Consider the following 23,906-nt stretch of genomic DNA (forward strand, 5'->3'; position numbering starts at 1 on the left):
GCGGTCACTTCCCGAAGCCGAAGCCGCTGCCCGCGCCCTCGACCTTGGAGCGCAGCCGCTTGCCCTTCTCGGTGGCCTGGTCGTTGAGTTCCTGCTGGAAGTCGCGCATCCGGTGCAGCAGGTCCTCGTCGTGCGCGGCGAGGATGCGGGCCGCGAGGAGTCCGGCGTTGCGGGCACCGGCGACGGAGACCGTGGCGACCGGGACTCCGGCCGGCATCTGCACGATGGAGAGCAGGGAGTCCATGCCGTCCAGGTACTTCAGCGGCACGGGGACGCCGATGACCGGCAGCGGGGTCACGGAGGCGAGCATGCCGGGCAGGTGGGCGGCGCCGCCCGCACCCGCGATGATCACCTTCAGGCCGCGGTCGGCCGCCTGCTCGCCGTACGTGATCATCTCGCGAGGCATGCGGTGCGCGGAGACGACGTCGACCTCGTAGGCGATCTCGAACTCGTCCAGGGCCTTGGCGGCGGCTTCCATGACGGGCCAGTCGGAGTCCGACCCCATGACGATGCCAACAACGGGGCTCATTCGGTGATGGTGCCTCTCAGGTAGCCGGCTGCGTGACGGGCGCGCTCCAGCACGTCGTCCAGGTCGTCGCCGTAGGTGTTGACGTGTCCGACCTTGCGGCCGGGCTTCACATCCTTGCCGTACATGTGGATCTTGAGCTTGGGGTCACGGGCCATGCAGTGCAAGTACGCGGAGTACATGTCCGGGTAGTCGCCACCCAGGACGTTGACCATCACGGTCCACTTGGCGCGCGGGCGCGGATCGCCCAGCGGCAGGTCCAGGACCGCGCGGACGTGGTTGGCGAACTGCGAGGTGATCGCGCCGTCCATGCTCCAGTGGCCGGAGTTGTGCGGGCGCATCGCCAGCTCGTTGACGAGGATGCGGCCGTCCCGGGTCTGGAACAGCTCGACGGCGAGATGCCCGACGACGCCCAGCTCCTTGGCGATGGTCAGCGCCATCCGCTCGGCGTGCAGCGCCAGGTCCTCGTCCAGACCGGGCGCGGGGGCTATGACCGTGTCGCAGACGCCGTTGACCTGCTGCGACTCCACCACCGGGTAGGCGACGGCCTGGCCGTGCGGGGAGCGTACGACGTTGGCGGCCAGCTCGCGGACGTAGTCGACCTTCTCCTCGGCGAGGACGGGCACGCCGGCGCGGAACGGCTCGGCCGCCTCCTCGGCGTTGTCCACGACCCACACGCCCTTGCCGTCGTAGCCGCCGCGGACCGTCTTGAGGACGACCGGGAAGCCGTCGCCCTCCTCCGCGAACCGGACCACGTCCTCCGGATCGCTGACGATCCGGTGCCGCGGGCACGGGATGCCGATCGCGTCGAGCTTCGCACGCATCACCCCCTTGTCCTGGGCGTGCACCAGCGCGTCCGGCCCCGGGCGCACGGGGATGCCGTCCGCCTCCAGGGCACGCAGGTGCTCGGTGGGCACGTGCTCGTGATCGAAGGTGATCACGTCGCAGCCGCGCGCGAAGTCGCGGAGCGTGTCGAGGTCGCGATAGTCGCCGATGACGACATCGCTCACGACCTGCGCCGCGGAATCCTGAGGAGTGTCACTGAGAAGCTTGAACCTGATGCCCAACGGGATGCCCGCCTCGTGCGTCATACGCGCGAGCTGCCCCCCGCCGACCATACCGACTACCGGGAACGTCACACCCCTAGGGTATCGGCCGCGGCGGGGCGGCCGGATCGCGTCCCTCTCACGGACTCTTACCCGGTGCTTCCCCTCCTCTTTCCGACCTGTTTCCACAGCGTCGCCCGGTCCACGGGCACCGGCGGGCCCGCCCGGCTAGCATGGCGGAGTTGAGGAAACCTACCGACGGGAGCTGCACAGCCATGGAACCTCGTTCCTCGGGGCTGCAACGGCTCGTACGCGAGGTGGCCAAGTTCGGTGCCGTGGGCGGCGCCGGCGTCCTCGTCAATCTCGGCGTGTTCAACCTGGTCCGGCACGTCTCCGACCTGCCGGTGGTGCGGGCCAGCATCATCGCGACCGTCGTGGCCATCGCCTTCAACTACGTCGGCTTCCGTTACTGGACGTACCGGGACCGCGACAAGAGCGGACGCACCAAGGAACTCACGCTGTTCCTGCTGTTCAGCGCGATCGGCCTGGTGATCGAGAACGGCGTGCTGTACCTGGCGACCTACGGCTTCGGCTGGGACAGCCCGCTGCAGAGCAACGTCTTCAAGTTCGTCGGCATCGGCGTCGCGACCCTGTTCCGGTTCTGGTCGTACCGCACCTGGGTGTTCCGGGCGCTGCCCGGCCAGAAGACCCTGGCGGGCGCGGAATCGATTCTGGAGCAGGAGCCGACGAAGCGGGCGCCCAGGCAGCGGGTGCCGTAGGCCCGCGGGCCGGTTAGCGGACCGTCGGGCGGTCGTCGTCCGGGGTGCGGGCCGGGGGCGTGCGCGAGAGGAACAGGCCGAAGACCGGGGGCTGCGCCTGGAGCAGCTCCAGCCGTCCGCCGTCGGCCTCCGCGAGGTCCCGGGCGACGGCGAGGCCGATCCCCGTGGAGTTCCGCCCGCTGATCGTGCGCTCGAAGATCCGCGCGCCGAGGTCGGCCGGCACGCCCGGCCCCTCGTCGGTGACCTCGATCACGGCCTGGTTGCCGGTGACCCGGGTGCGCAGGGCGACCGTGCCGCCCCCGTGCATGAGCGAGTTCTCGATCAGCGCGGCCAGCACCTGGGCGACCGCGCCCGGTGTGCCCACCGCCTTGAGGTGCCGCTTGCCGGAGCTGACGATGGCCCGGCCGGCGCTGCGGTAGGCGGGCCGCCACTCGGCGAGCTGCTGCTGGATGACCTCGTCCAGGTCGAAGGTGACGGCGGAGCCGGTCCGCGGGTCCCGGGAGTTCGTCAGCAGCCGCTGCACGACGTCCGTCAGCCGCTCGACCTGCGTCAGCGCGATGGTCGCCTCCTCCTTCACCGTGTCCGGGTCGTCGGTGAGGGTGATCTCCTCCAGACGCATGGACAGCGCGGTCAGGGGCGTACGGAGCTGGTGGGAGGCGTCGGCCGCGAGGCGCCGCTCGGCCGTCAGCATGCGCCCGATCCGCTCGGCGGAGGCGTCCAGCACATCGGCGACCCGGTCCAGCTCGGGGACGCCGTACCGCTTGTGCCGGGGGCGCGGGTCGCCGGAGCCGAGGCGTTCGGCGGTCTCGGCGAGGTCGGTCAGCGGGGAGGCGAGCCGGTTCGCCTGCCGTACGGCGAGCAGCACCGCCGCCACCACCGCGAGCAGCGCGACCAGCCCGATGATCAGCAGGGTCCGGCCGACCTCGCGGGTCACCGCGGAGCGGGGCTCCTGCACGGTGACCGTCTCGCCCTCCTCGCCGCGCTGCGTGAAGTGGATGGTGTCGCCCTCGGGCCTGGTACCGATCTCGATGGGCGGCTTGCCGGGCATGCGGATGACCGCGTACTGGTCCTTGCTGACCGGATTGCGCAGCACGTCCGCGTTGACGTTCTCCGCGGCGAGGATCCGGCTGTCGACGATGCTGGCCAGCCGCACCGCCTCCGACTCCACCCGCTCCTGGGCGCTGCTGCTGATCGTCCGCGTCTCGACGATCACCAGGGACACGCCGAAGACCGCGATCACCACGAGGACGACGGCGAGGGTGGACTGGATGAGACGTCGGCGCATGCTCCGTCACCTGGGGAATCGCTGGGGCCCGGACTCAGCTCTTCTCGAACCGGAAGCCCACGCCACGCACCGTCGCGATGTACCGGGGGTTCGCCGCGTCGTCGCCCAGCTTCTTGCGCAGCCAGGAGATGTGCATGTCCAGGGTCTTGGTGGACGACCACCACGTGGTGTCCCAGACCTCGCGCATCAGCTGGTCCCGGGTCACCACCCGGCCCGCGTCCCGCACCAGCACCCGCAGCAGGTCGAACTCCTTCGCGGTCAGCTGGAGTTCCTCGTCGCCCATCCAGGCGCGGTGCGACTCGACGTCGATCCGCACCCCGTGCGTGGCCGGCGGCTGCTGCGGTTCGGCGGCGCCGCGCCGGAGCAGGGCCCGCACCCGGGCGAGCAGTTCGGCGAGCCGGAACGGCTTGGTGACGTAGTCGTCGGCGCCGGCGTCCAGGCCGACGACGGTGTCCACCTCGTCGGCCCGCGCGGTCAGGATGAGGATCGGCACGGTGTGACCGTCGGCACGCAGCCGGCGGGCGACCTCCAGGCCGTCCATGCCGGGCAGGCCCAGGTCCAGCACGACCAGGTCCACGCCGCCCTGCATTCCGGCGTCGAGCGCGGCGGGTCCGTCCTCGCGCACCTCGACCTCGTAACCTTCCCGGCGCAGGGCGCGGGCCAGCGGCTCCGAGATGGACGCGTCGTCCTCGGCGAGCAGTACACGGGTCATGAGGTGATGGTAGACCGCCCGCGCGCGGTGCCGGGGTGTGATCGGTACCCGGGCTTCTTACCTTCGTATGCTGCTGGTACGAACCATTGACCTGGGGATGCGATCGGAGGAGAGACCTTCGAATCCGCTTCCGTGGTTCCCGCGACACCTGTGATCCGCGTCTCAAGTCCTTCCATATCCGGCAGTGTCCTGCCGTATGGTGACCTGAACGCCTGTAGTACACCGGGGACCTTTGGCGGGCATGTGACGCTGAGGGTCTTCTTTGTGTGCGGGCTGGCCCAGACCAGCCTCGAAAGGAATGACCTCTGGCCGGGCTCCGGACGCACCGACGCGTCGCGGGGCGTGGATCCCGGTGGTCGCCGTCCGCCGCTCCGCGATCCGGGGCGGACTCCCCCTGGGCGTGGGGGTGGACGGCCGACCCCGCCGGTGCCGGCCGACACCCCCACCGGGCGCGCAACGCTCCACCGCGCGTCCCGACCAGCAAGGAACGACCATGGCGTCCAGCCTGACGAAGGACTCGGTCCGACCGGGCACCCCCGGTTCCGAGAAGACCTTCTTCGGCCACCCCCGCGGACTGGCCACTCTCTTCATGACCGAGATGTGGGAGCGTTTCTCCTACTACGGCATGAGGGCCCTCCTCCCGCTGTACCTGGTGGCCCCGGGTGGCCTGCACCTGAGCGCGGGCACGGCGACGGCGATCTACGCCGTGTACCTGTCGCTCGTGTACCTGCTCGCCCTGCCCGGCGGCTGGTTCGCCGACCGTGTCCTCGGCCCCCGCAAGACGGTCGCCGTGGCGGGCCTGGTCATCATGCTCGGCCACCTGTGCCTGGCGCTGCCCGCCGCCGCGAGTTTCTTCGTCGGCCTGGCTCTCGTCGCCATCGGCTCCGGTCTGCTGAAGGCCAACATCTCCACGATGGTCGGCCACCTCTACGACGGCCCGGAGGACCCGCGCCGGGACGGTGGCTTCACGCTCTTCTACATCGGCATCAACCTCGGTGCCTTCGTCGCCCCGCTGGTCATCGGCACCGTCGGTGAGAACGTCAACTGGCACCTGGGCTTCGCGCTGGCCGCGCTCGGCATGGCGCTGGGCCTCGCCCAGTACCTGCTCGGCGGCCGTCACCTGAACGCCAAGAGCAGCGAGGTCCCGACCCCGCTGACGCCCGCGGAGAAGGCGTCCACCCTGCGCAAGGGCCTGATCTGGCTGGCCATCGCCGTGGTCTTCTACGGCATCGTCGGCGGCACCGGTCACTTCACCCTGAACTGGGCGCTGATCCCGCTCACGCTCATCGGCCTGATCGTGCCGATCCTGGTCATCTCCCGCATCCTGCGCGACAAGGACCTGGAGCCGGCCGAGCGTTCCAAGGTGTCCGCGTACATCTGGTTCTTCGTGGCCGCCGCCGTCTTCTGGATGATCTACGACCAGGGCGGTTCCACCCTCTCCCTGTTCGCCGAGAAGAGCGCCGACAACACCATCCTCGGCTGGGAGTTCCCGGTCTCCTGGTACCAGTCGGTCAACCCGGTCATGATCATGGCCCTCGCGCCGGTCTTCGCCTGGCTGTGGCTGTGGCTGAACAAGCGCGGCAAGGAGCCGAGCACGATCGTGAAGTTCGCCTCCGGTCTGGTGCTGGTCGGTGCGTCCTTCTTCGTCTTCCTCGCCCCGCTGTCCATCGCCGAGGGCGGTCACAAGGCCGCGGCGCTGTGGCTGGTCGCGATCTACTTCGCGCAGACCATCGGTGAGCTGACGCTGTCGCCGGTGGGTCTGTCCGTGACGACGAAGATGGCACCGAAGAAGTACGCCTCGCAGATGATGGGCGTCTGGTTCCTCGCGGTGACCGCGGGCGACTCCGTCACCGCGCTGCTGTCCAACCCGGCCATCGGTGGCGTCAACCTCGACAAGATGGGCTTCGTCGCCCTGGAGGCCGCGCTCGCCGTGGTCGCGGGTGTCGCGGTGTGGATGTACCGGGGCAAGGTGAAGAAGCTGATGGGCAACGTGCACTAGTCCGCCGGGACTTGGCGGCGAAGGGCCACCGCATCGTCGGGATGCGGTGGCCCTTCGTCTGTGCGGGGTGCGGAGCGCCGTGGGGGTCCCCGCGTGTCGGCGGCATCCGGTTCGCCCTGGCTTGTCACGCGGTTCCCCGCGCCCCTTCAGTCGGCTATCGCGTCCTTCGGCGTGGCAGCACCGTGAACACCGCCGCCCCCAGCAGGATCGCCGTGCCCGCCACCAGGCCGAGGGCCTTCAGGGCGCCGTGGTCGCTCGCGCCGGTTTCGGCGAGGCCGCCTGAGCCGCTGTCACCGCCGGTCGCCCCGGAACCCGAGGAGCCGCCCGACGTCGACGTGCCGCCGGCCGCGCCGCCCGGCTGCTCCGTCGTGTCCAGGGTGAGCGACACCTCCGTCTTCACCGGTGTGCAGGTCGTGGTCGTACCGAGCGCCTTGACCGTGAGCACGCCCGGGGACAGCGTCGAGGTGCCGCTCGCGCCGGGCTTGTAGGTGCCGGTGAGGTCGGGGATCTCGATCGGGTCGCCGGACTTGATGGGGTTCGCGTTCGTCGGCCCCTCCACGTGCACGGTGCCCTTGTCGGCGCCGCCCAGCACCACTTCCATGGACGGCTTCACGGAGTCCTTCGGGATGTCGGCGGGGCTGTCCATCACCGACTTCTCGAACCGCACGGTGAGGGCGTAACCGCCGCCGCTCTTCTTCGCGTTGATCTGCACCGGCGAGGTCGCGCTCTTGTCGCCGATCGGGGTCTTGCAGGCGTACGGGATCTGTACTTCCCTGCCGGTGAAGTCGGTCTGCCCGGTGCCGCCGGTCGCCGTGGCGGTGGGGGTCGCGGACCCGGTCGGGGTCGTGGAGTGCGTGGGCGTCGAACTGGACGTGCCGCCGCCGCCCGCCGTCACCTGGATCGTCGCCGCCTTCTGCACGGCCTCCTTCGGCGCGCACTTGGTGTCGGTGGACATCGCGTTGACGGTGTACGCGTCCGGCGTCAGCGTCACCTCGCCGGCCGCCGTCAGCTTCAGGCTGCCCTTCATGTCGGACAGCACCATGTCCCCGCCCTTGGGGATCGCCGGGTTCTCCCGCGGCCCCCGCATCGCGATGGCGGCGGTCTGCGCGCCGGCCGCCTTCAGGACGCCGGACGGCTGGACCGAGTTCGCGGGCAGGTCGATGATGTCCGGGTTCTTCGAGGCGGCCTGGACGAACTTCCACACGATGTCCACCGTGTCGCCGACCTCGGCCGTGGCCGGCGCGGTGATCTCGACCTTGGTGGTGCCGTCGACGGGGTCGATGCCCGCGGGCGGTACACAGTGGGTGGCGTACGACACCTCGGCCGCCTGCGCGGGGGTCACCGCGGCGCCCAGCAGGACGCCCGCCGCACCGAGCACCAGCAGGGCGCCCGTGCCCCCTGCCGCTGTGCCTCTCCTTCGCTTGCTCACGTGGGTCCCTTCGTGGTGGGAGTCGTAGGACTCGTCGGTCTGTCGTCGTGCGGTGCGGAGGTCCGGCCGGCCGGGCCGCCCGGAGCGGAGTGGGGGGCGAACCACGGCAGGGCCGGGGTCGGGGCGGCCGGGTCGGCCGGGGGCCCGGCGGAACGGGAGCGCGGGAGGAGGCGGCGCAGGCGCGGATCCAGGAGGGGGCGCGGGCTCCGGTTGGTGGATCGGTGCGGGCCACGCCGGCGGCGGGCGGTGCCCGTGCGGCGGGGCCGGACCCGGTCCACCACGGCCATGCCGACGCGGAACAGGGCGGCCGGGACGACCAGGCACAGCAGGATCCAGAAGAGCGTCACGCCCCAGGGCCGGCCCACGCCCCACGGCTGCTCGGCGAGCACCCGGCCGCCGTACTTCAGTGTCACGGTGTAGTCGCCGTGCGCCCCCGCCGACAGCTCGACCGGCAGCTTGATCCGCGCCTTCTTCCCGGGCGCCAGGGTGCCGTGCCACTGCCGCTCGTCCCACTCGGGGGCGAAGACGCCGTGCGCGGTGCCGATCTGGAACACAGGGTTCTCGATCGGGCCGGTGCCGGTGTTGCCGACGGTGAGGACCAGGGTGCGGCTGGGTGGTGCGCCGAACCAGGTCAGCAGTCCGCCGGCCCCGGTCAGCCGGGTGTCGGACAGCACCGCCAGCCGGCCGGCGGAGCGCTCGGCGGGCAGCGGGGCCACGGGATGCCCGGCGACCTCCAGGACGGTGTCCGCCTCGGCCTCGGCGCCGGTCACGGTGGCCACGTGCACCACGCAGGGGCAGGGCACGGGGGGTTCGGCGACCGGCAGTTTCCGGCTGAAGGCGCCGTCGGCGCCGGTGGTCACGGCCCGGCCGTCGCCGTTCGCGCAGGAGTTGGTACCGCCGACGACCCCTCGCGCCGGGGTGGCCCGCCCGCACACCAGCACCATGAGCAAGGTGCGGGGCCGCCAGCCGGTACCCCGGACGGTGACCGCGCCACCGACGCCGGCCTGAACCGCCGACAACTCCACGGCCGGCCCCTCAGCGGCCCGCCCCTGCCCGACGGGCCCGGCGAGGGCCAGCAGCAGGGCACCGGCCACCCCCCAGGCGGCCCGCCTCACAGCAGCATTCCCGCCCGTTCGACGACGGGGCGCCCAGGCCGATGCGACCCGTCTGACGACAGCGGCGCCGGCGGCTCGCCGACGCGAGGCGGGCGTCCGAGCCGGGCCCGCACGCCGTACGACACCTCCCGCACCGGCCGCCCGGCGCCGGTCCGGTGTCCGCGCCGCCCGCGTCCGCCTCACGACACCGCTCCCGTCGGCTCCACCGCGCCGGGTCGCGGTCCGGGCTGTGCGGGGCGGCGCCGGTGCCGCAGGAGTACGGCCGTACCCACCGCCGCCACCGCTGCCGCGCCGCCGGTCACCGGAACCCACGGCACGTACGCCGCCGTGGTGCCCGCCGTGTCGTGCGCGCCGCCCGCCGCCGTCACCGTCAGCCGTACGCGCACCTCGTCCAGCACCGGCCGGTCGGGCCACGGCTCGCTGAGTGTGCGCCGGGCGCCCGGGGCCAGCCGGACCGGCAGGGTGCGCGGGGCGCGGTCCAGGACCCGGCCGAACAGTCCCTCGGCGCGCACCGCGAGCTTCGGTACGAGGACCGTCGTACCCCGGTTGACCAGCTCGTACGTGATCCGGTCGGCGTGTACGGCGAGATGCTCGACGGTCAGCGCGGCAAGCGCGGGGCCGCCGACGCGCAGCCGCACCGGCACGGTCGCGGTACGGCCGTGCGCGTCCCGCACGACGATCGTGCCGGTGCGGTCGCCGGGCGCGGCACCCTGCGGCACGGTCAGCGTGAAGGGCACCTCGGCACGGGTACGGGCCGGGACCCGCAGGCCGCTCCGGGCGAACGCCGTCGGCACACCGGTGCCGCGCAGCCGGACCGTGACCGGCGTCCGGCCCCGGTTGGTCACGGACACGGTGTCCCGCAGGACCGTGCCGGGGGCGCCCTCCGCGTAGAACGCGGGGCGCCCGGCGCCCAGGGGCGCGACCGACCAGCCCCCGGACCGCGCGACGGCGGGCGGGGCGGCGGTCAGGAGCGCGAGCGGCAGGAGCAGGGTGACGAGCGCGAGCGCGAGCGGGGTGCGGAAGGGGTGGGGGGTGCGCGGGGTGATCGGTGCCGGTACGGTGCGCGGCTCGGGCACGGTGCGTGGCGAGTGGGGCGGGCCTGGCGCGCGGGCGGCGGGCTGCATGGGCGGCTCCAGCGGGGGTGGCCGGACGGTTCGGCGGAGGTGGCCTCACGTGCGGCGGGGGTGGCCTGAGGTGCGGCGGCCGGCGCCCGGGGCGGCGGTGTGCGGTCCGGCCACGGCCTTGCGACGGTGCGGGGTCCCGACGGCCCCGGCGGGGTGTACGGCCTTGGACGGCCTCGGCTGGGCCTGGGGGCTGCCCGGCCCGGGGTCAGCGCCGAGCGGTCTGACCCCGTCGGGTCAGCCACAGCGCGCCCGCCGCGCCGGCGAGCAGGACCGTGCCGCCGAGCGTGCCGAGGGCGACCGCGGAGTCCTCGGGGCCGGTCTGCGGAAGCTGCCCGGCGGAGGAGGTGCCACCGGACGAGGACGACGACGAGGAGCCGCCCGGTGACGATGGCGAGCCGCCGGCCGCTGTCACGTCCAGGGTCAGGGACGGCCCGGGACTGTTCGTCGGCGTGCAGGTCGTCGTCGTACCGAGCGCCTTGATCGTGAGCGTGCCCGCCGTGAAAGTGACCTTGCCGCTCTTCTTCGGCGTGTAGGTGCCGCTCAGGTCGCTGATCTTGATCGGGGTGTCGGCCGGGATCGCGGCGTCGTTGGCGGGCCCGCTGACCGCGAGCGTGCCGCTGTCGGCGCCGCCCAGCCTGATCGTGGCGCTCGGGCTCATCGCCCCCTTGCCCAGCTCGACCGGACTGGAGGAGACGCCCTTCCGCCAGGACATGGTGATCTTGTAGCCGCCACCGCTGCTGACGCCTTTGATGTCGATCGGCGAGACGGCGCTCTTGACCCCGATCGGCGTCTGGCAGCGGTAGTTGACGTCGACGACGCCGGCGTGGGCCGCCGGTGCGGCGAGCAGCAGCGCCGAGCCGGCCAGGGCCGCGGCGGACGCGAGCGCGGCGGTTCGTTTCGGGTACGACACGGTCGGTCCACCCCATTCATTCCTGACGGCACATCAGATTTGGCCGTCAAGGTACGCCCGGGGTCGTGAGGAAGGAAGACACGTCGCACGCCGGAGTTGTGGTGATCCGGCGTGCGTGAGGCGGTGTCGCGGTGGAGGAGGGGACTCGGGTAACCCCCGCCGGCGCTCAGGCGGGGGCGCCCAGCTCCGCCCAGACCGTCTTGCCCGGCGTGCCGGGGGCACGGACCACGCCCCAGTCCAGGCACAGCCGCTGCACGATGAACATGCCGTGCCCGCCGGGCCGGCCGGCACGGTGCGGGGTGCGCGGGGCAGGCTGGCCGGTGCCCCGGTCGGAGACCTCCAGCCGGATCACCTTGTTGTCGCAGGCGAGGAGCAGTTCGTCGGGGCCCTCGGCGTGCAGGCAGGCGTTGGTGACCAGTTCGGAGACCACGAGCAGCACGTCCTCGGCGGCGGCCCGCTGGTCGGCGGTGGCGGCGGGCAGCCAGCCCCACGCGTACAGCGCCTGGCGGGTGAAGTCGCGGGCGAGCGGGACCACCCCGCTCTCGCCTTCCAGGCGCAGCCTGCGGACCTGCCGGCCCCGGGGCTGCGGAGTGCCGTCGGCCGGGCCCGGCGGCCCGGACGGCACGGACGGCGCGGCTGCCCCCGTGGCTGCGCCGACGGCCGACGCAGCCCCCTCGGACGCCCCGGAAGCGCCGCTGGGCTCCGGGCCGCGGTCGCCCGGCGAGTAAGGCCGGGTGGTGCTCATCAGCGCTTCACCTCACCGATTCACCAGTTCACGATTCAAAAGTCCGGTCAATGGTCCGGCCGTCGGTCTCCGGCCGGTCAGTCCTGTCGAAGGCCTGGCACCGTCCGCACCCTGGGCACCCGCACCCTGGGCGCCGTCCGGCCGGCACGCCGTTCGCACGCCGCCCGCACGCCGTCCGAACACCGCCCGGCGGCCGTCCGCCCGCCGCCCGGCCAGGGATCCATACCCGCCCGTCCGCCGGGCGCACGCCCGTCCCGGCCGCCCGCCGGCCCCGGAGATCCGGTGACCGACGACCGGCCACCGGTCCCCGGTGGCCGACGGCCGGCAGAACGCCTCCCGCCTTCTTCTGCCCTCTCCTGCCCGACCGATCCGACAGAACACCCCCCGTTTCGGGCGTGATGCACAGCGCCCACAGGAAGCCACGACGGACCGGGCCGGACACCGGGGCGGATCAGTCGACACCGTCGGCCAGGGCCGCCTCCACGGAGTCGTGGACGGTGAAGACCGCCTCGGCCCCGGTGATCTCGAACACGCGGGCGACCACTGGCAGCATCCCGGCCAGATGGACCCCGCCACCGGCGGCCTCCGCCTTCAAGCGGGCGCCGAGCAGGACGTTCAGCCCCGTGGAGTCGCAGAACTCCAGGCGCGAACAGTCCACCACGAGCCGCGAGAAGCCCTTGGCCAAGAGGTCGTCGAGGGGCTCACGCAAAAGATCGGCGGTGTGGTGATCGAGCTCACCCGCCGGTGTCACAACGGCGCTGGAGCCCTCTTCCCGCACCTCCACCAGAAGCCGGCCCGACTGTGCGCTGCCGACCGTCCCGTGGTCCATGCCGTCTCTCTCCCGAGGTCGTGGCTGCTGATGCCCTCGAACATTACGCCTTCCATGCGCACTCCGACACCCGAACATCCGCACAGAAACGGACATATAGCAACAGAACGCACTTGCGACTCGCTCGGTGCAGCGGGTAGGGCTAGTAAGGACACACACCCCTACACGCCGGCTTCGGAGGCGCCGCACACCGCAGTGCACGTACTGGCTTCGGCAGCCATATGCCGAGAACGATGGAGGACACCCATGTCACCCCGGCTCGACGCATCGCCTACCCCGATCGCGACGTCGACACCCCCACCGGAACAACTGGATCATCCCATCGACCCCCTCGATCTCTTCGAGGGACTCCCGGAGATCCCCCCGTACGACGAGATCGGCCCGGTCGACGCGCGGGCCCTGTCCAAGACCCTCTTCGAACGCCTGGAGTCGCTGGAGGAGGGGACGCACGAGCACGCGTACGTCCGCAACACCCTCGTCGAGCTGAACCTCGCGCTCGTCAAGTTCGCCGCCTCCCGCTTCCGCTCCCGCAGCGAGCCGATGGAGGACATCATCCAGGTCGGCACCATCGGCCTGATCAAGGCGATCGACCGCTTCGAACTCTCCCGCGGCGTCGAGTTCCCCACCTTCGCGATGCCGACCATCATCGGCGAGATCAAGCGGTTCTTCCGTGACACCTCGTGGTCCGTGCGCGTCCCGCGCCGGCTGCAGGAGCTGCGGCTCGACCTGGCCAAGGCCGGCGACGAGCTGGCGCAGCAGCTGGACCGCGCCCCCACGGTCGCGGAACTGGCCGAGCGGCTCGGCATCTCCAACGACGAGGTCGTCGAGGGCATGGCCGCCTCGAACGCCTACACCGCCTCGTCGCTGGACGCCCAGCCGGAGGAGGACGAGTCCGAGGGCGCGCTCGCGGACCGCATCGGCTACGAGGACCACGGGCTCGAAGGCATCGAGTACATCGAGTCGCTCAAGCCCCTGATCGCCGAACTCCCGCCCCGGGACCGGAAGATCCTCTCCCTGCGGTTCGTGGCGAACATGACCCAGTCGGAGATCGGCGAGGAACTCGGCATCTCCCAGATGCACGTGTCCCGGCTGCTGTCGCGCACGCTGGTACGCCTGCGCAAGGGGCTGACGCTGGAGGAGTGACCCTCCGCGCGGCACGTGCGCGACCCGCGCGTGCCGCTCGTACTGCGGTGAGCGGCCCGGCCGGGACGCCGGGCCGCTTCGCCGTCCCCGGACCCAGGCCACCGGCTGACGGGTGCCCCGACACCCCAACCGTTATGCGGTTACTCACAGAAACCTCTTTCCGCGACCGCCCCCGTCCACCACTATGGGCACCCAAACTGGCTGGTATGTCAGCGGCCTTCTCGGGACGGAGGGTGTTGCATGGCTGAGGGGGACCACGCCACGGCGGGGGACCACGAAGACGCGCCGGACGCACGGCTGACCGAACTGCTGCGCTCCCCCACGCCCACGGCCTACCCGGCGTTGCAGGAGCTGCGCCGCCGCCACCACCCCGCGGTCCTCGCCTACGCCCGGCTGTGCGCGACGAGCGAGTCCGCGGCCCGTCGGCTGGCGGCGGAGACGTTCACCACGGCGGCCCGCGAGACGGCCCGGGGCGTCGAACCGCCCGTCCCCCTGCGCCACCGGCTCCTGCTGCTCACCGTGCGGCTCGCGGCGGACTGGGCGCGCGACGAACGCTCCGCGGGCGTCGACCCGGGCCTGCTGCTGGTGCTGACCACGGCCGGCCGTCCCGAGGGCCCGACCCCGCCCCTTCTCCCGGCCTTCCAGTCGCTGCCGTCCCGCGCCCAGGGACTGCTCTGGTACGGCGTCCTCGACGCGGAACCCGAGGAGCGCACCGCCGCCTTCCTCGGCCTCGGCCGCACGGACGTGTCCTTCGGCACCCCGCAGGCCCTCACCGCCCTGGCCCAGGCCTGTCTGCGGCACCGGCTGGCCGCCTCCGACGACCCGCGCTGCGCGGACTTCCGGCGGCTGATCGAGGAGGCGGTACGGCCGGACGCCCCGCGCCGCAGCGCCGACCTGGACACCCACATGGCGCGCTGCCCGCACTGCACGGCCGCGTTCGAGGAGCTGCGGGCGCTGCGGGACACGCCCCGGCAGACGCTGGCCGAGGGCCTGCTGCCGTGGCGCGGAACCGCGTACCTGCGCCAGGACGAGCGCCCCGGGGCCGCCGCCGTACCCGCGACGACGGACACGCCGGGCCGGCCGCCCCGCAGCCGCCTCCTGCTCGGCTCCGCGGCCCTGGGCGTGGCCCTGACCCCGCTCCTGGTCCTCCTCTTCAGCCCCGCGCACTCCCCCGACCGCCGCCCGGCGGCTGCGACCCCCGCACCGTCCTCGGTGACGGTCACGGCGACGGTCGCGGTCCCCCCGCCCCCGTCCCACTCCCCCTCACCGTCCCCCACGTCCCCGTCCCCGTCCCCGTCCCTGTCCCCGTCCCCCACCCAGGCCTCGCACCGTCCGACTCCGGCCCCGCCCCGCCGCGTGACCCCCAGCCCGACGCCCCCGCCCGCCCCGCCGGGCGCCGCCTACGCCCAGGTGGTCAACCTCGCCACGGGCCGCTGCCTGGACATCCGCGACGGCGACCTGTCGAAGGGCAACGACGTCGTCACGGCCCCCTGCGACTCCTCCGCGACCCAGCGCTGGAGCGTCGACGCCTCCCTGGGCGTGCTCCGCTCGGCGGCCGACGACGACTTCTGCCTGGACAGCCGGGGCTCGGTCGACCGGGGCGTGGGCATCTGGGAGTGCGACTCGGTCTACGGCCGCAACGGCGAGAACCTCCGCTTCACCGTCGACCCCGACGGCACGATCCGCCCGGCCGTCGCCATCGAGACGGCGGTGACCCCGGACTACGGCGACGGCGTGACCCTGCGCGCCCTGTCCGACGGCCGCGGCCAGCGGTGGCGGGCGGGGGCGAGGTGAGCGTCCCCCACGCTCACACCACCCGGACCCCCCGCCGCCACACGCCGCTGACCAGGGGTACGCCCGGGCGGTAGGCCAGGTGGACGTGGCTGGGGGCGTCGAGGAGGGTCAGATCGGCGTAGGCGCCGGGGGTGAGGCGGCCGATGTCCGTGCGCCGCAGGGCCGCCGCGCCGCCGGCCGTGGCCGACCAGACCGCCTCGTCGGGGGTCATCCGCATGTCGCGTACGGCCAGGGCGATGCAGAAGGGGAGGGAGGAGGTGAAGGACGAGCCGGGGTTGCAGTCGGTGGAGAGGGCGACCGTCACGCCCGCGTCCAGCAGGCGGCGGGCGTCCGGCCACGCGGCGCGGGTGGAGAACTCGGCTCCGGGGAGCAGGGTGGCGACCGTCGCGCTGTTGGCCAGGGCGTCCACGTCCGCGTCCGTGAGGTGGGTGCAGTGGTCGGCGCTGGCCGCGTCCAGTTCGACGGCCAGCTGGACGCCGGGGCCGTGGGAGAGCTGGTTGGCGTGGACGCGCGGGTGCAGGCCCTTCGCCTTGCCGGCCGTGAGGATCGCGCGGGCCTGGTCGCCGTCGAAGGCGCCCTTCTCGCAGAAGACGTCGATCCAGCGGGCGTGCGGCGCGCAGGCGTCCAGCATCTCGCCGGTGACCAGGGCGACGTAGGCCGCCGGGTCGTCGGCGTAGTCCGGGGAGACGATGTGCGCGCCGAGGTACGTCACCTCGTCGGTGTGCTTGGCCGCGAGGCGCAGGGCGCGGGACTCGTCCTCGACGGTGAGGCCGTAGCCCGACTTGGTCTCGAAGGTGGTCGTGCCCTGGCGGAGCGCCTCGCCGAGGTAACGGGTGAGGTTCGCCTCCAGTTCCGCGTCGCTCGCGGCCCGGGTGGCGGCGACCGTGGTGCGGATGCCGCCCGCCGTGTAGGAGCGGCCGGACATGCGGGCGTTGAACTCCTGCGTCCGGTCGCCCGCGAAGACCAGGTGGGAGTGGGAGTCCACGAAGCCCGGCAGCACCGCCCGGCCGCCCGCGTCGACCCGGTTGTCAGTGGCGGGTGCTTTGCTTGACTCACCGGTCCACACGACACGGTCGCCGTCGATGACGACGGCCGCGTCCTGGACCAGACCGAGGGGGGAGTTGTCGCCGAGGGAGGGGTCGTTGGTGACCAGCGTGGCGATGTTGGTGATGACGGTGCTGCTGCTCATGGTGTCGTCCTCGTGGGGGTCGGCGTTGCTCAGCCGCGCAGGGCGTCGACGGCGGCGGCCAGCGCCTGCGGCACATGCGGTACGAGCGCGTGCACGCCGTCGCGTACGACGTGCCGGCCGCCCACGACCGTATGCCGCACGTCCGCCGCGCTCGCCGCGAATACGGCCGTCTCGGCGCCCAGCCTGGGCAGTGGCCCGGCCGTCCTGACCGAGTCCAGGGCGATCGTCGTCAGGTCGGCGAGCGCGCCGGGCTCGATGGTGCCGGCCTCGTCCCAGCCGAGGGCGGCGTGGCCGTCGGCGGTGGCGGCCCGCAGCAGGGCGGCGGCCGTCCAGTGGCCCCGGGTGCGGGTGCGCAGCCGCTCGTTCAGCTCCATGGCGCGCGCCTCTTCGAGCAGGTCGATGACGGCGTGGCTGTCGGAGCCGAGGGAGAGCGGGGAGCCGGCCCGCTGGAGGGCGACGGCCGGGCCGATGCCGTCGGCCAGGTCCCGCTCGGTCGTCGGGCACATGCAGGTGCCGGTGCCCGAGCCGCCGAGCAGCGCGATGTCCTCGTCGGTGAGGTGGGTGTTGTGCACCCCGGTGGTGCGCGGCCCGAGGACGCCGTGGTCGGCGAGCAGCCGGGTGGGCGTGCGGCCGTACGCGGCGAGGCAGGCGTCGTTCTCGGCGGTCTGCTCCGACAGGTGCACATGCAGCGGGGCCCGCCGCTCCTCGGCCCAGCGTGCCACGGTCGCCAACTGCCCGGCGGGCACGGCCCGTACGGAGTGAATCGCCGCCCCGATCCGCGCGTGGTCCCGCTCCTTGAGAACTGCACAGCGTTCGGCCCAGGCCTCCGCGCTGCCGTCGGAGAACCGCAGCTGGTGGGCGGTGGGCGGCTCACCACTGTGCTTGTTCGAGATGGCGGAGGAGAGATAGCAGGTGTCGAGAAGGGTGATCCGGATGCCGGCCTCGGCGGCGGCGGCGATCAGCGCCTCCCCCATGGCGTTGGGATCGGCGTAGGGGGTGCCGCCGGGGGCGTGGTGCACGTAGTGGAACTCGCCGACACAGGTGATGCCGGCGAGGGCCATCTCGGCGTACACCGCGCGGGCCAGGGCGTGGTAGGTCTCCGGGGTCAGACGGTCGGCGACGGAGTACATCACCTCGCGCCAGGTCCAGAAGGTCCCGGAGCCGACCTGGACGGTGCCGCGCAGCGCCCGGTGGAAGGCGTGGCTGTGGGCATTGGCGAGCCCCGGCAGGGTGAGCCCGCGCAGCACCTCGGCGCCGGGCGGCGGAGTGGGCGTCCCGGTGCGGACGGCACCGATCCGCCCGTCCGCCACCTCCACGGTGACCCCCGGCTCGACATAGGTGCCGAGCCAGGCGTGCTCCAGCCAGTAGGTCCCCTTGGTCACCTGCGGACCAGCCCTTCCAGTACGTCGGCGAGTGCGCGCACCCCGGCCACGCAGTCGTCCTCAGCGGCGAACTCGGCCGGGGAGTGCGAGACACCGGTGGGGTTGCGCACGAACAGCATGGCGGTCGGGATGCTCCCGGACAGGATTCCGGCGTCGTGTCCGGCACCGGTCCCGAGGACGGGCACCGTCAGGCCGGTGTCCTTGCCCAGGATGCGGCCGAGTTCGTCCCGCAGGGCGTGGTCGAACTCCACGACCGGGGTGAAGGACTCCCGGACGACGTCGAGGTCGACGCCGTGGGCGTCGGCGTACTCCCGGGCCGCCTTCTCGATGCCGCCCACCACCGTGTCCAGGGTGTCCTGGTCGGCGGCACGGGAGTCGAGCCACCCGCGCACGAGGGACGGAATCGCGTTGACCCCGTTGGGCTCGACGGCCATCTTCCCGAAGGTGGCGACGGCACCGGCGAGTTCGGCCTCGCGGCGGGCGGCGAGCACGGTCTCGGCGTACGACAGCATCGGGTCGCGGCGGTCCACCAGCCGGGTGGTGCCGGCGTGGTTGGCCTCGCCCCGGAAGTCGAACCGCCACCGCCCGTGCGGCCAGATGGCACTGGCGATGCCGACCCGGTCGCCGGACAGGTCCAGCGCGCGGCCCTGTTCGACGTGCAGCTCCACGAAGGCGCCGATCCGGTCCAGCCGCTCGGGGTCGGGCCCGATGGCGTCCGGGTCGTACCCGGCCGCCTCCATGGCCCGGGGAAGGCTGATTCCCTGCCCGTCGGTGAGCCGGTGGGCCTGCTCGACGGTCAGCTGCCCGGCGGTGAGCCGGGAGCCGACACAGGCGAGCCCGAACCGGGCCCCCTCCTCGTCCCCGAAGTTGACGATGGCGAGCGGCTTGGCGAACTCGACGCCCCGCCCGCGCAGTTCGTCCAGCGCGGCGAAGGAGGACACGACCCCGAGGGGGCCGTCGAAGGCCCCGCCGTCCGGCACGGAGTCCAGATGCGACCCGGTGACGACGGCGTCCCCGGCGGCCGGATCCCCCAGCCAGGCCCACTGGTTCCCGTTCCGGTCGGCCTCGTACGTGAGCCCACGGTCCTCGGCCTGCTGCCGGAACCAGGCCCGGCACTCGGCATCGGCGCCGCTCCAGGCGTAGCGCCGGTAACCGCCGGATTCGGGGTGCCGGCCGATGGGAAGCAGCTCGGCCCACATCTCATGGAAGGAGTCGGCGGCACCGGCGGACCGTGCGGCCGGACCCGCACCCGGCGACGAGACCCCAGCCCCCACCGACGGGTCGCCGTGCCCGCCCTCGCCGACGGTCACGCCTCGTCACCCTCACGCATGGGCACCCGGACCCCCCGCTCGGCCGCGACCGACTCCGCGATGTCGTACCCCGCGTCCACGTGCCGGATGACACCCATCCCGGGGTCGTTGGTGAGCACGCGCCGGATCTTCTCGCCGCCCAGCTTCGTGCCGTCGGCCACGGTGACCTGTCCCGCGTGGATGGACCGCCCCATCCCCACGCCGCCACCGTGGTGGATGGACACCCAGGAGGCGCCCGAAGCCACGTTGACCATCGCGTTCAGCAGCGGCCAGTCGGCGATCGCGTCGGACCCGTCGAGCATGGCCTCGGTCTCCCGGTACGGCGAGGCGACGGAGCCGGCGTCGAGGTGGTCGCGGCCGATGGCCAGCGGCGCCGCCAGCTCCCCGCTCGCCACCATGTCGTTGAACCGCTCACCGGCCTTGTCCCGCTCGCCGTAGCCGAGCCAGCAGATGCGCGCGGGCAGGCCCTGGAAGTGGACCCGCTCACCGGCCATCCTGATCCACCGGGCGAGGGACTCGTTCTCGGGGAACAGCTCCAGGATCGCCTTGTCGGTCTTGGCGATGTCGGCCGGGTCGCCGGACAGCGCCGCCCAGCGGAAGGGGCCCTTGCCCTCGCAGAACAGCGGGCGGATGTAGGCGGGGACGAAGCCGGGGAAAGCGAACGCCCGGTCGTAGCCGGCGAGCTGGGCCTCGCCCCGGATGGAGTTGCCGTAGTCGAAGACCTCGGCGCCGGCGTCCATGAAGCCGACCATGGCTTCCACGTGCTTCGCCATGGACTCGCGCGCGCGGGTGGTGAAGCCGGCCGGGTCCTTGGCCGCCTCGGAGGCCATGTCCTCGAAGGCCACGCCCACCGGGAGGTACGACAGCGGGTCGTGTGCGGAGGTCTGGTCGGTGACGATGTCGATGGGGGCGTTCATCGCGAGGAGCTGCGGGACCAGCTCGGCCGCGTTGCCGAGGACGCCGATGGACAGCGGGCGGCGCGCGTCGCGGGCCTCCACCGCCAGCTGGAGCGCATGGTCCAGGGAGTCGGCCCTGACGTCGAGGTAGCGGTGCTCGATGCGGCGCTCGATGGCGCGCGGGTCGCAGTCGACGCAGATCGCGACGCCGTCGTTCATGGTCACGGCGAGCGGCTGGGCGCCGCCCATGCCGCCGAGGCCGGCGGTCAGGGTGATGGTGCCGGCCAGGGTGCCGTCGAACTTCTTCGCGGCGACTGCGGCGAAGGTCTCGTAGGTGCCCTGGAGGATGCCCTGCGTGCCGATGTAGATCCAGGAGCCGGCGGTCATCTGGCCGTACATGGTCAGGCCGAGGGCCTCCAGGCGGCGGAACTCCTCCCAGTTGGCCCAGTCGCCGACCAGGTTGGAGTTGGCGATGAGGACGCGCGGGGCCCACTCGTGGGTCTGCATCACGCCGACCGGGCGGCCGGACTGGACCAGCATGGTCTCGTCCTGTTTGAGGGTCTTCAGCGTGCGGACCATGGCGTCGAAGGAGCGCCAGTCACGGGCGGCCTTGCCGGTGCCGCCGTAGACGACGAGCTTGTCGGGGTGCTCGGCGACCTCGGGGTCGAGGTTGTTCTGCAGCATGCGCAGGGCGGCTTCCTGCTGCCATCCCAGGGCGCTCAGTTCCGTGCCGCGCGGTGCTCGTACGGGGCGGGGTCCCGACATCGTCTGCCTCCTCCTGTGCCTACGTCTATTCACATCCTGTCTGTCTGAATAGAGCTAGTCAATACGTCGGGACGGCCCCGTCCGCGCGCGGCGGGTGTTTGGCTGGAAGCACCGGTGGCCGAGACAGGACGGAGAAGCCGTGGCGGAGATCGAGACGGCCGAGGAGATCGGGAGCGAGGCCCGGGGGCGGGCGGCGCGGCGGGACCGGGCCGTGCGGGCGGCCGTCGAGCGGGGGCTGCTGGGCCCCGACGCGGCCGTGGTGGGCCTGCTGGACGTCCTCGGCATCCGGGAGTCGGCGGCGGCGCTGCGGGCGGCGTTCGACGCGGTCGTGCCGGCCGGCACACCGGTGCTGCACGCCTTCGCGGTGAAGGCGACCCCGCTGGTGCCGGTGGTGCGGCTGCTGCACGAGGCGGGCATCGGCGCGGAGGTGGCGAGCCCCGGCGAGCTGGCGCTGGCCCGGGCGGCCGGGGTGCCGCCCGCCCGCACGGTGCTGGACTCGCCGGCGAAGACCCCGGCGGAGCTGCGCGAGGCGCTGGACCTCGGCATCGCGGTGAACGCGGACAACCCGCAGGAGCTGGACCGGCTCGACGCCCTCGTGCACGCCACGCCCACCCGGTCCCCGATCGGGCTCCGGGTCAACCCGCAGATCGGCGGCGGCTCCATCGGGGCGACCTCCACGGCCACGCGGACCTCCAAGTTCGGGGTGGCGCTGCGGGACGAGGGGGCGCGCGACTGGGTCGTCCGGGCGTACGCCGAGCGGCCGTGGCTGACCCGGCTGCACGCGCACACCGGCTCGCAGGGCATCCCGCTGCCGCTGCTGGCGCGGGGCGCGGCGGAGGCGTACACGCTCGCGGAGGAGATCAACGCGGTCGTCGGGCGGCGGCAGGTCCACACCATCGACATCGGCGGCGGGCTGCCGGTGAACCTCGCGTCGGAGGAGACGACGCCGTCGTACGCCGCGTACGCGCGGCTGCTGGCCGAACAGGTGCCGGGGTTGTTCGACGGGCGGTACGGACTGGTGACCGAGTTCGGGCGGTCGCTGCTGGCCAAGTACGGGACGGTGGTGGCCCGGGTGGAGTACGCCAAGAGCGCGGGCGGGCGGCGGATCGCGGTGACGCACGCGGGTGTGCAGGTGGCGACGCGGACGGTGTACGTGCCGGGGGCGTGGCCGCTGCGGATCGCCGCGTACGACGCCGGGGGGCGGCCCAAGGCGGGGCCGGAGGTGGTGCAGGACGTGGCCGGGCCGGCCTGCTTCTCGGGCGACCTGCTCGCCGAGGGGCGCGCGCTGCCGCTGCTGGAGCAGGGCGACTACGCGGCGGCGCTGGACACGGGCGCGTACTACTTCGCCCACCACTACGCCTACAACTCCCTCGCCCGGCCGGGCATCTACGGCTACGCGCCGGACGGCGAGGGGGGCGTCGCCTTCGCGACCGTCCGGGAGCCGCAGACCGTCGCGGAGGTGGTGGCGGAGTCGGGAGGGGCGCACGCGTCCGCGCTGACCGGCCTCCCGGTCGCGACCGGCGCACACCCCTCGCCGCGATGATCAACTCCCGCGTCCGGCAGGCCAGTTGACCCACACTAGTACGCCCGACGCATGTTCCAACGGAAAATGCCAAAGGCCTCACCTCCCGCACACACGTTGCGTAGTGTCGGCGTCACTCAACCGGAGTCACAGGCGGGAGGGGAGCCACGGTGCCCGGAATCGACGAGTGCTTGCTGGAAGCGATGCGGCTGCCCGGTGCCCGGGGAGCCGCGCTGGTGGACTGGACGAGCGGACTGGCCCTCGGCGCGGTCGGGGAGGCGCCCGGCGGCGACCACGAGACGACCGCCGCCGAGGCCGCCGAACTGGCCCGGATGGCCGCCGAGCACGGCACCTTCGCGGCGGGCGGCGACGACCTGCCTCCCGTGGAGGACGTGATCATCAGCAACGGGGACAGCTACCACCTGCTGCGCTTCGTGGACACGTCCTTCGACAGCAGCGTGTTCCTGCACCTGTGGCTCGGCCGCGAGGAGGGCAACCTGGCGCTCGCCCGGATCCGGCTCGGTGAGATGGCCGCCCGGCTGGTGCTGGGATGACCGTGGTCGGCACCCCGCCGCCGGCCCTCCCGGTCCGGGACAAGGCGGCAGGCCGCGCCCTGTCCCCGATGCTCACCCGGCTCGCCGAGGAACGGGCCACCGGCATCCTGGTCCGCGAACACGGCGTCCTGCACCTCGCCGAGGGCCGGGTGGTGCACGCCGAGAGCCCCCTCGCCCCCGGCCTCGACGTGCTCCTCACGGCCCACGGCACCCTCGCGGCCACCGCCTGGCAGCAGGCGGCGGCACGGACCACGGGCCCGCTGCACGCGGCCGAACTCCTGCTGCGTTCCGGGGTGTTGCCCACGGGTGCGCTGGAGCTGTGCCATCTGGACGCGCTGTACGACGCCGGGTACTTCGCGCTGGCGCCGAGCAGCACGCCGGGACGGTTCCGGTACGACTCCACGCCCCGGCCGGGCCCGCTGCCCTCGGTCCCGGTCGTCGCGCTGGAACGCGAGACGCTGCGCCGCCGGCTGCTGCTGCACCGGCTGTGGCCCGACCCGGCCGCCGACACCGCCCCGCTGATCCGCGCGGACCCGGCCACCGGCCACGCCCCGGCGGAGCCGGCCGAGCCCAGCACCCCGGCCGCCCCCGCTGCCCCGGTGACACCCCGGCAGCGGGCCGTCCTGGACCGCGTGGACGGCGTCCGCACGGCCGCCGACATCGCCCGGAACCTGGGCCGGCAGGCGTTCCACACGCTGGTCGACGTGCGCCGGCTGACGGCGGCCGGGCAGATCGCACCCCTGCCCACGGCACCACCCGCCCCACCGCCCCCGCCCCCGCTCGGCCAGGTCACCACCGACCCCGACATCGCGCTGCTGAAGAGGCTCAGGGATGCGCTGGAGGCGCTTTGAA

General features: G+C 73.2%; 21 protein-coding genes. 7 read left to right on the plus strand and 14 right to left on the minus strand.

The features are described from left to right. Positions 1 to 4: 4 nt before the first annotated feature. Positions 5 to 529, minus strand: coding sequence for a 5-(carboxyamino)imidazole ribonucleotide mutase (gene purE / locus AB0L21_RS25605; RefSeq protein ID WP_365703181.1), 525 nt, complete (start codon positions 527 to 529; stop codon positions 5 to 7). Beyond that, positions 526 to 1,665 (minus strand): 5-(carboxyamino)imidazole ribonucleotide synthase, encoded by a 1,140-nt coding sequence (locus tag AB0L21_RS25610; protein ID WP_365786592.1) that lies wholly within the window; start codon positions 1,663 to 1,665, stop codon positions 526 to 528. Before AB0L21_RS25610 ends, purE begins: the two co-directional genes overlap by 4 nt. A 182-nt stretch (positions 1,666 to 1,847) precedes the next feature. Between AB0L21_RS25610 and AB0L21_RS25615 the strand changes: the two genes are divergently transcribed. Next, entirely contained in the window at positions 1,848 to 2,351 is a 504-nt protein-coding gene (locus AB0L21_RS25615; protein WP_365786593.1) for a GtrA family protein, read from the plus strand. A 13-nt stretch (positions 2,352 to 2,364) separates the two neighbouring features. Here the strand turns inward: AB0L21_RS25615 and AB0L21_RS25620 are convergent, their stop codons facing one another. Continuing rightward, positions 2,365 to 3,636, minus strand: coding sequence for an ATP-binding protein (locus AB0L21_RS25620; protein WP_365703187.1), 1,272 nt, complete (start codon positions 3,634 to 3,636; stop codon positions 2,365 to 2,367). A gap of 34 nt (positions 3,637 to 3,670) precedes the next feature. Beyond that, positions 3,671 to 4,348, minus strand: coding sequence for a response regulator transcription factor (locus tag AB0L21_RS25625; protein WP_030653180.1), 678 nt, complete (start codon positions 4,346 to 4,348; stop codon positions 3,671 to 3,673). Between the two features lie 493 nt (positions 4,349 to 4,841). Here AB0L21_RS25625 and AB0L21_RS25630 point away from each other — a divergent pair, with 493 nt between their 5' ends. Further along, positions 4,842 to 6,347: an oligopeptide:H+ symporter gene (locus AB0L21_RS25630; protein WP_365703189.1), complete on the plus strand. Its 1,506-nt coding sequence runs from the start codon at positions 4,842 to 4,844 to the stop codon at positions 6,345 to 6,347. Between the two features lie 154 nt (positions 6,348 to 6,501). Here AB0L21_RS25630 and AB0L21_RS25635 read toward each other — a convergent pair whose 3' ends face one another. The 6 genes from AB0L21_RS25635 to AB0L21_RS25660 form a co-directional block, all read right to left on the minus strand. After that, positions 6,502 to 7,725 carry a hypothetical protein gene (locus AB0L21_RS25635; protein ID WP_365786662.1) on the minus strand — a complete coding sequence of 408 codons (1,224 nt, stop codon included), beginning with the start codon at positions 7,723 to 7,725 and terminating at the stop codon, positions 6,502 to 6,504. A gap of 47 nt (positions 7,726 to 7,772) precedes the next feature. Next, positions 7,773 to 8,870, minus strand: coding sequence for a hypothetical protein (locus AB0L21_RS25640; protein ID WP_365703353.1), 1,098 nt, complete (start codon positions 8,868 to 8,870; stop codon positions 7,773 to 7,775). 200 nt (positions 8,871 to 9,070) lie between these two features. Continuing rightward, positions 9,071 to 10,015 carry a hypothetical protein gene (locus tag AB0L21_RS25645; protein WP_365786595.1) on the minus strand — a complete coding sequence of 315 codons (945 nt, stop codon included), beginning with the start codon at positions 10,013 to 10,015 and terminating at the stop codon, positions 9,071 to 9,073. Positions 10,016 to 10,220: 205 nt separating this feature from the next. Then, positions 10,221 to 10,925, minus strand: a complete 705-nt coding sequence (locus AB0L21_RS25650; protein ID WP_365786597.1) for an LPXTG cell wall anchor domain-containing protein — start codon at positions 10,923 to 10,925, stop codon at positions 10,221 to 10,223. Between the two features lie 166 nt (positions 10,926 to 11,091). Then, positions 11,092 to 11,670 carry an ATP-binding protein gene (locus AB0L21_RS25655; RefSeq protein WP_365703195.1) on the minus strand — a complete coding sequence of 193 codons (579 nt, stop codon included), beginning with the start codon at positions 11,668 to 11,670 and terminating at the stop codon, positions 11,092 to 11,094. 451 nt (positions 11,671 to 12,121) lie between these two features. Further along, positions 12,122 to 12,499, minus strand: a complete 378-nt coding sequence (locus AB0L21_RS25660; RefSeq protein WP_365703197.1) for an STAS domain-containing protein — start codon at positions 12,497 to 12,499, stop codon at positions 12,122 to 12,124. 246 nt (positions 12,500 to 12,745) lie between these two features. Here AB0L21_RS25660 and AB0L21_RS25665 point away from each other — a divergent pair, with 246 nt between their 5' ends. Together AB0L21_RS25665 and AB0L21_RS25670 are read left to right on the plus strand one after the other, a co-directional pair. Continuing rightward, positions 12,746 to 13,642, plus strand: a complete 897-nt coding sequence (locus tag AB0L21_RS25665; RefSeq protein ID WP_365786599.1) for an RNA polymerase sigma factor SigF — start codon at positions 12,746 to 12,748, stop codon at positions 13,640 to 13,642. Between the two features lie 240 nt (positions 13,643 to 13,882). After that, positions 13,883 to 15,436 (plus strand): RICIN domain-containing protein, encoded by a 1,554-nt coding sequence (locus tag AB0L21_RS25670; protein WP_365786601.1) that lies wholly within the window; start codon positions 13,883 to 13,885, stop codon positions 15,434 to 15,436. A gap of 13 nt (positions 15,437 to 15,449) precedes the next feature. Here AB0L21_RS25670 and hutI read toward each other — a convergent pair whose 3' ends face one another. The 4 genes from hutI to hutU all read right to left on the minus strand — a co-directional run bounded on the left by hutI (position 15,450) and on the right by hutU (position 20,978). After that, positions 15,450 to 16,625 (minus strand): imidazolonepropionase, encoded by a 1,176-nt coding sequence (hutI, locus tag AB0L21_RS25675; RefSeq protein WP_365786603.1) that lies wholly within the window; start codon positions 16,623 to 16,625, stop codon positions 15,450 to 15,452. Positions 16,626 to 16,654: 29 nt separating this feature from the next. Continuing rightward, on the minus strand, positions 16,655 to 18,007 hold the full coding sequence (locus tag AB0L21_RS25680) for a formimidoylglutamate deiminase (RefSeq protein WP_365786605.1): 1,353 nt from the start codon (positions 18,005 to 18,007) through the stop codon (positions 16,655 to 16,657). Then, complete coding sequence (locus AB0L21_RS25685; protein WP_365703354.1) at positions 18,004 to 19,206, minus strand: allantoate amidohydrolase; 1,203 nt, start codon at positions 19,204 to 19,206, stop codon at positions 18,004 to 18,006. The genes AB0L21_RS25680 and AB0L21_RS25685 overlap by 4 nt, the downstream gene beginning before the upstream one ends. A gap of 107 nt (positions 19,207 to 19,313) precedes the next feature. Then, positions 19,314 to 20,978, minus strand: coding sequence for a urocanate hydratase (gene hutU / locus AB0L21_RS25690; protein WP_365786607.1), 1,665 nt, complete (start codon positions 20,976 to 20,978; stop codon positions 19,314 to 19,316). A 139-nt stretch (positions 20,979 to 21,117) separates the two neighbouring features. On the opposite strand from hutU, the gene AB0L21_RS25695 reads away from it, so the two are divergent. The 3 genes from AB0L21_RS25695 to AB0L21_RS25705 all read left to right on the plus strand — a co-directional run bounded on the left by AB0L21_RS25695 (position 21,118) and on the right by AB0L21_RS25705 (position 23,905). Continuing rightward, positions 21,118 to 22,521 (plus strand): diaminopimelate decarboxylase, encoded by a 1,404-nt coding sequence (locus tag AB0L21_RS25695; RefSeq protein ID WP_365786610.1) that lies wholly within the window; start codon positions 21,118 to 21,120, stop codon positions 22,519 to 22,521. 149 nt (positions 22,522 to 22,670) lie between these two features. Then, the gene (locus AB0L21_RS25700; protein ID WP_014673138.1) at positions 22,671 to 23,054 is read left to right on the plus strand and encodes a hypothetical protein; all 384 of its coding nucleotides are present in this window, start codon (positions 22,671 to 22,673) and stop codon (positions 23,052 to 23,054) included. Beyond that, the gene (locus AB0L21_RS25705) at positions 23,051 to 23,905 is read left to right on the plus strand and encodes a transcriptional regulator (RefSeq protein WP_365786612.1); all 855 of its coding nucleotides are present in this window, start codon (positions 23,051 to 23,053) and stop codon (positions 23,903 to 23,905) included. Before AB0L21_RS25700 ends, AB0L21_RS25705 begins: the two co-directional genes overlap by 4 nt. Position 23,906: the final 1 nt, after the last annotated feature.

The sequence above is a fragment of the Streptomyces sp. NPDC052721 genome (assembly GCF_040678315.1).
GTDB lineage: Bacteria > Actinomycetota > Actinomycetes > Streptomycetales > Streptomycetaceae > Streptomyces.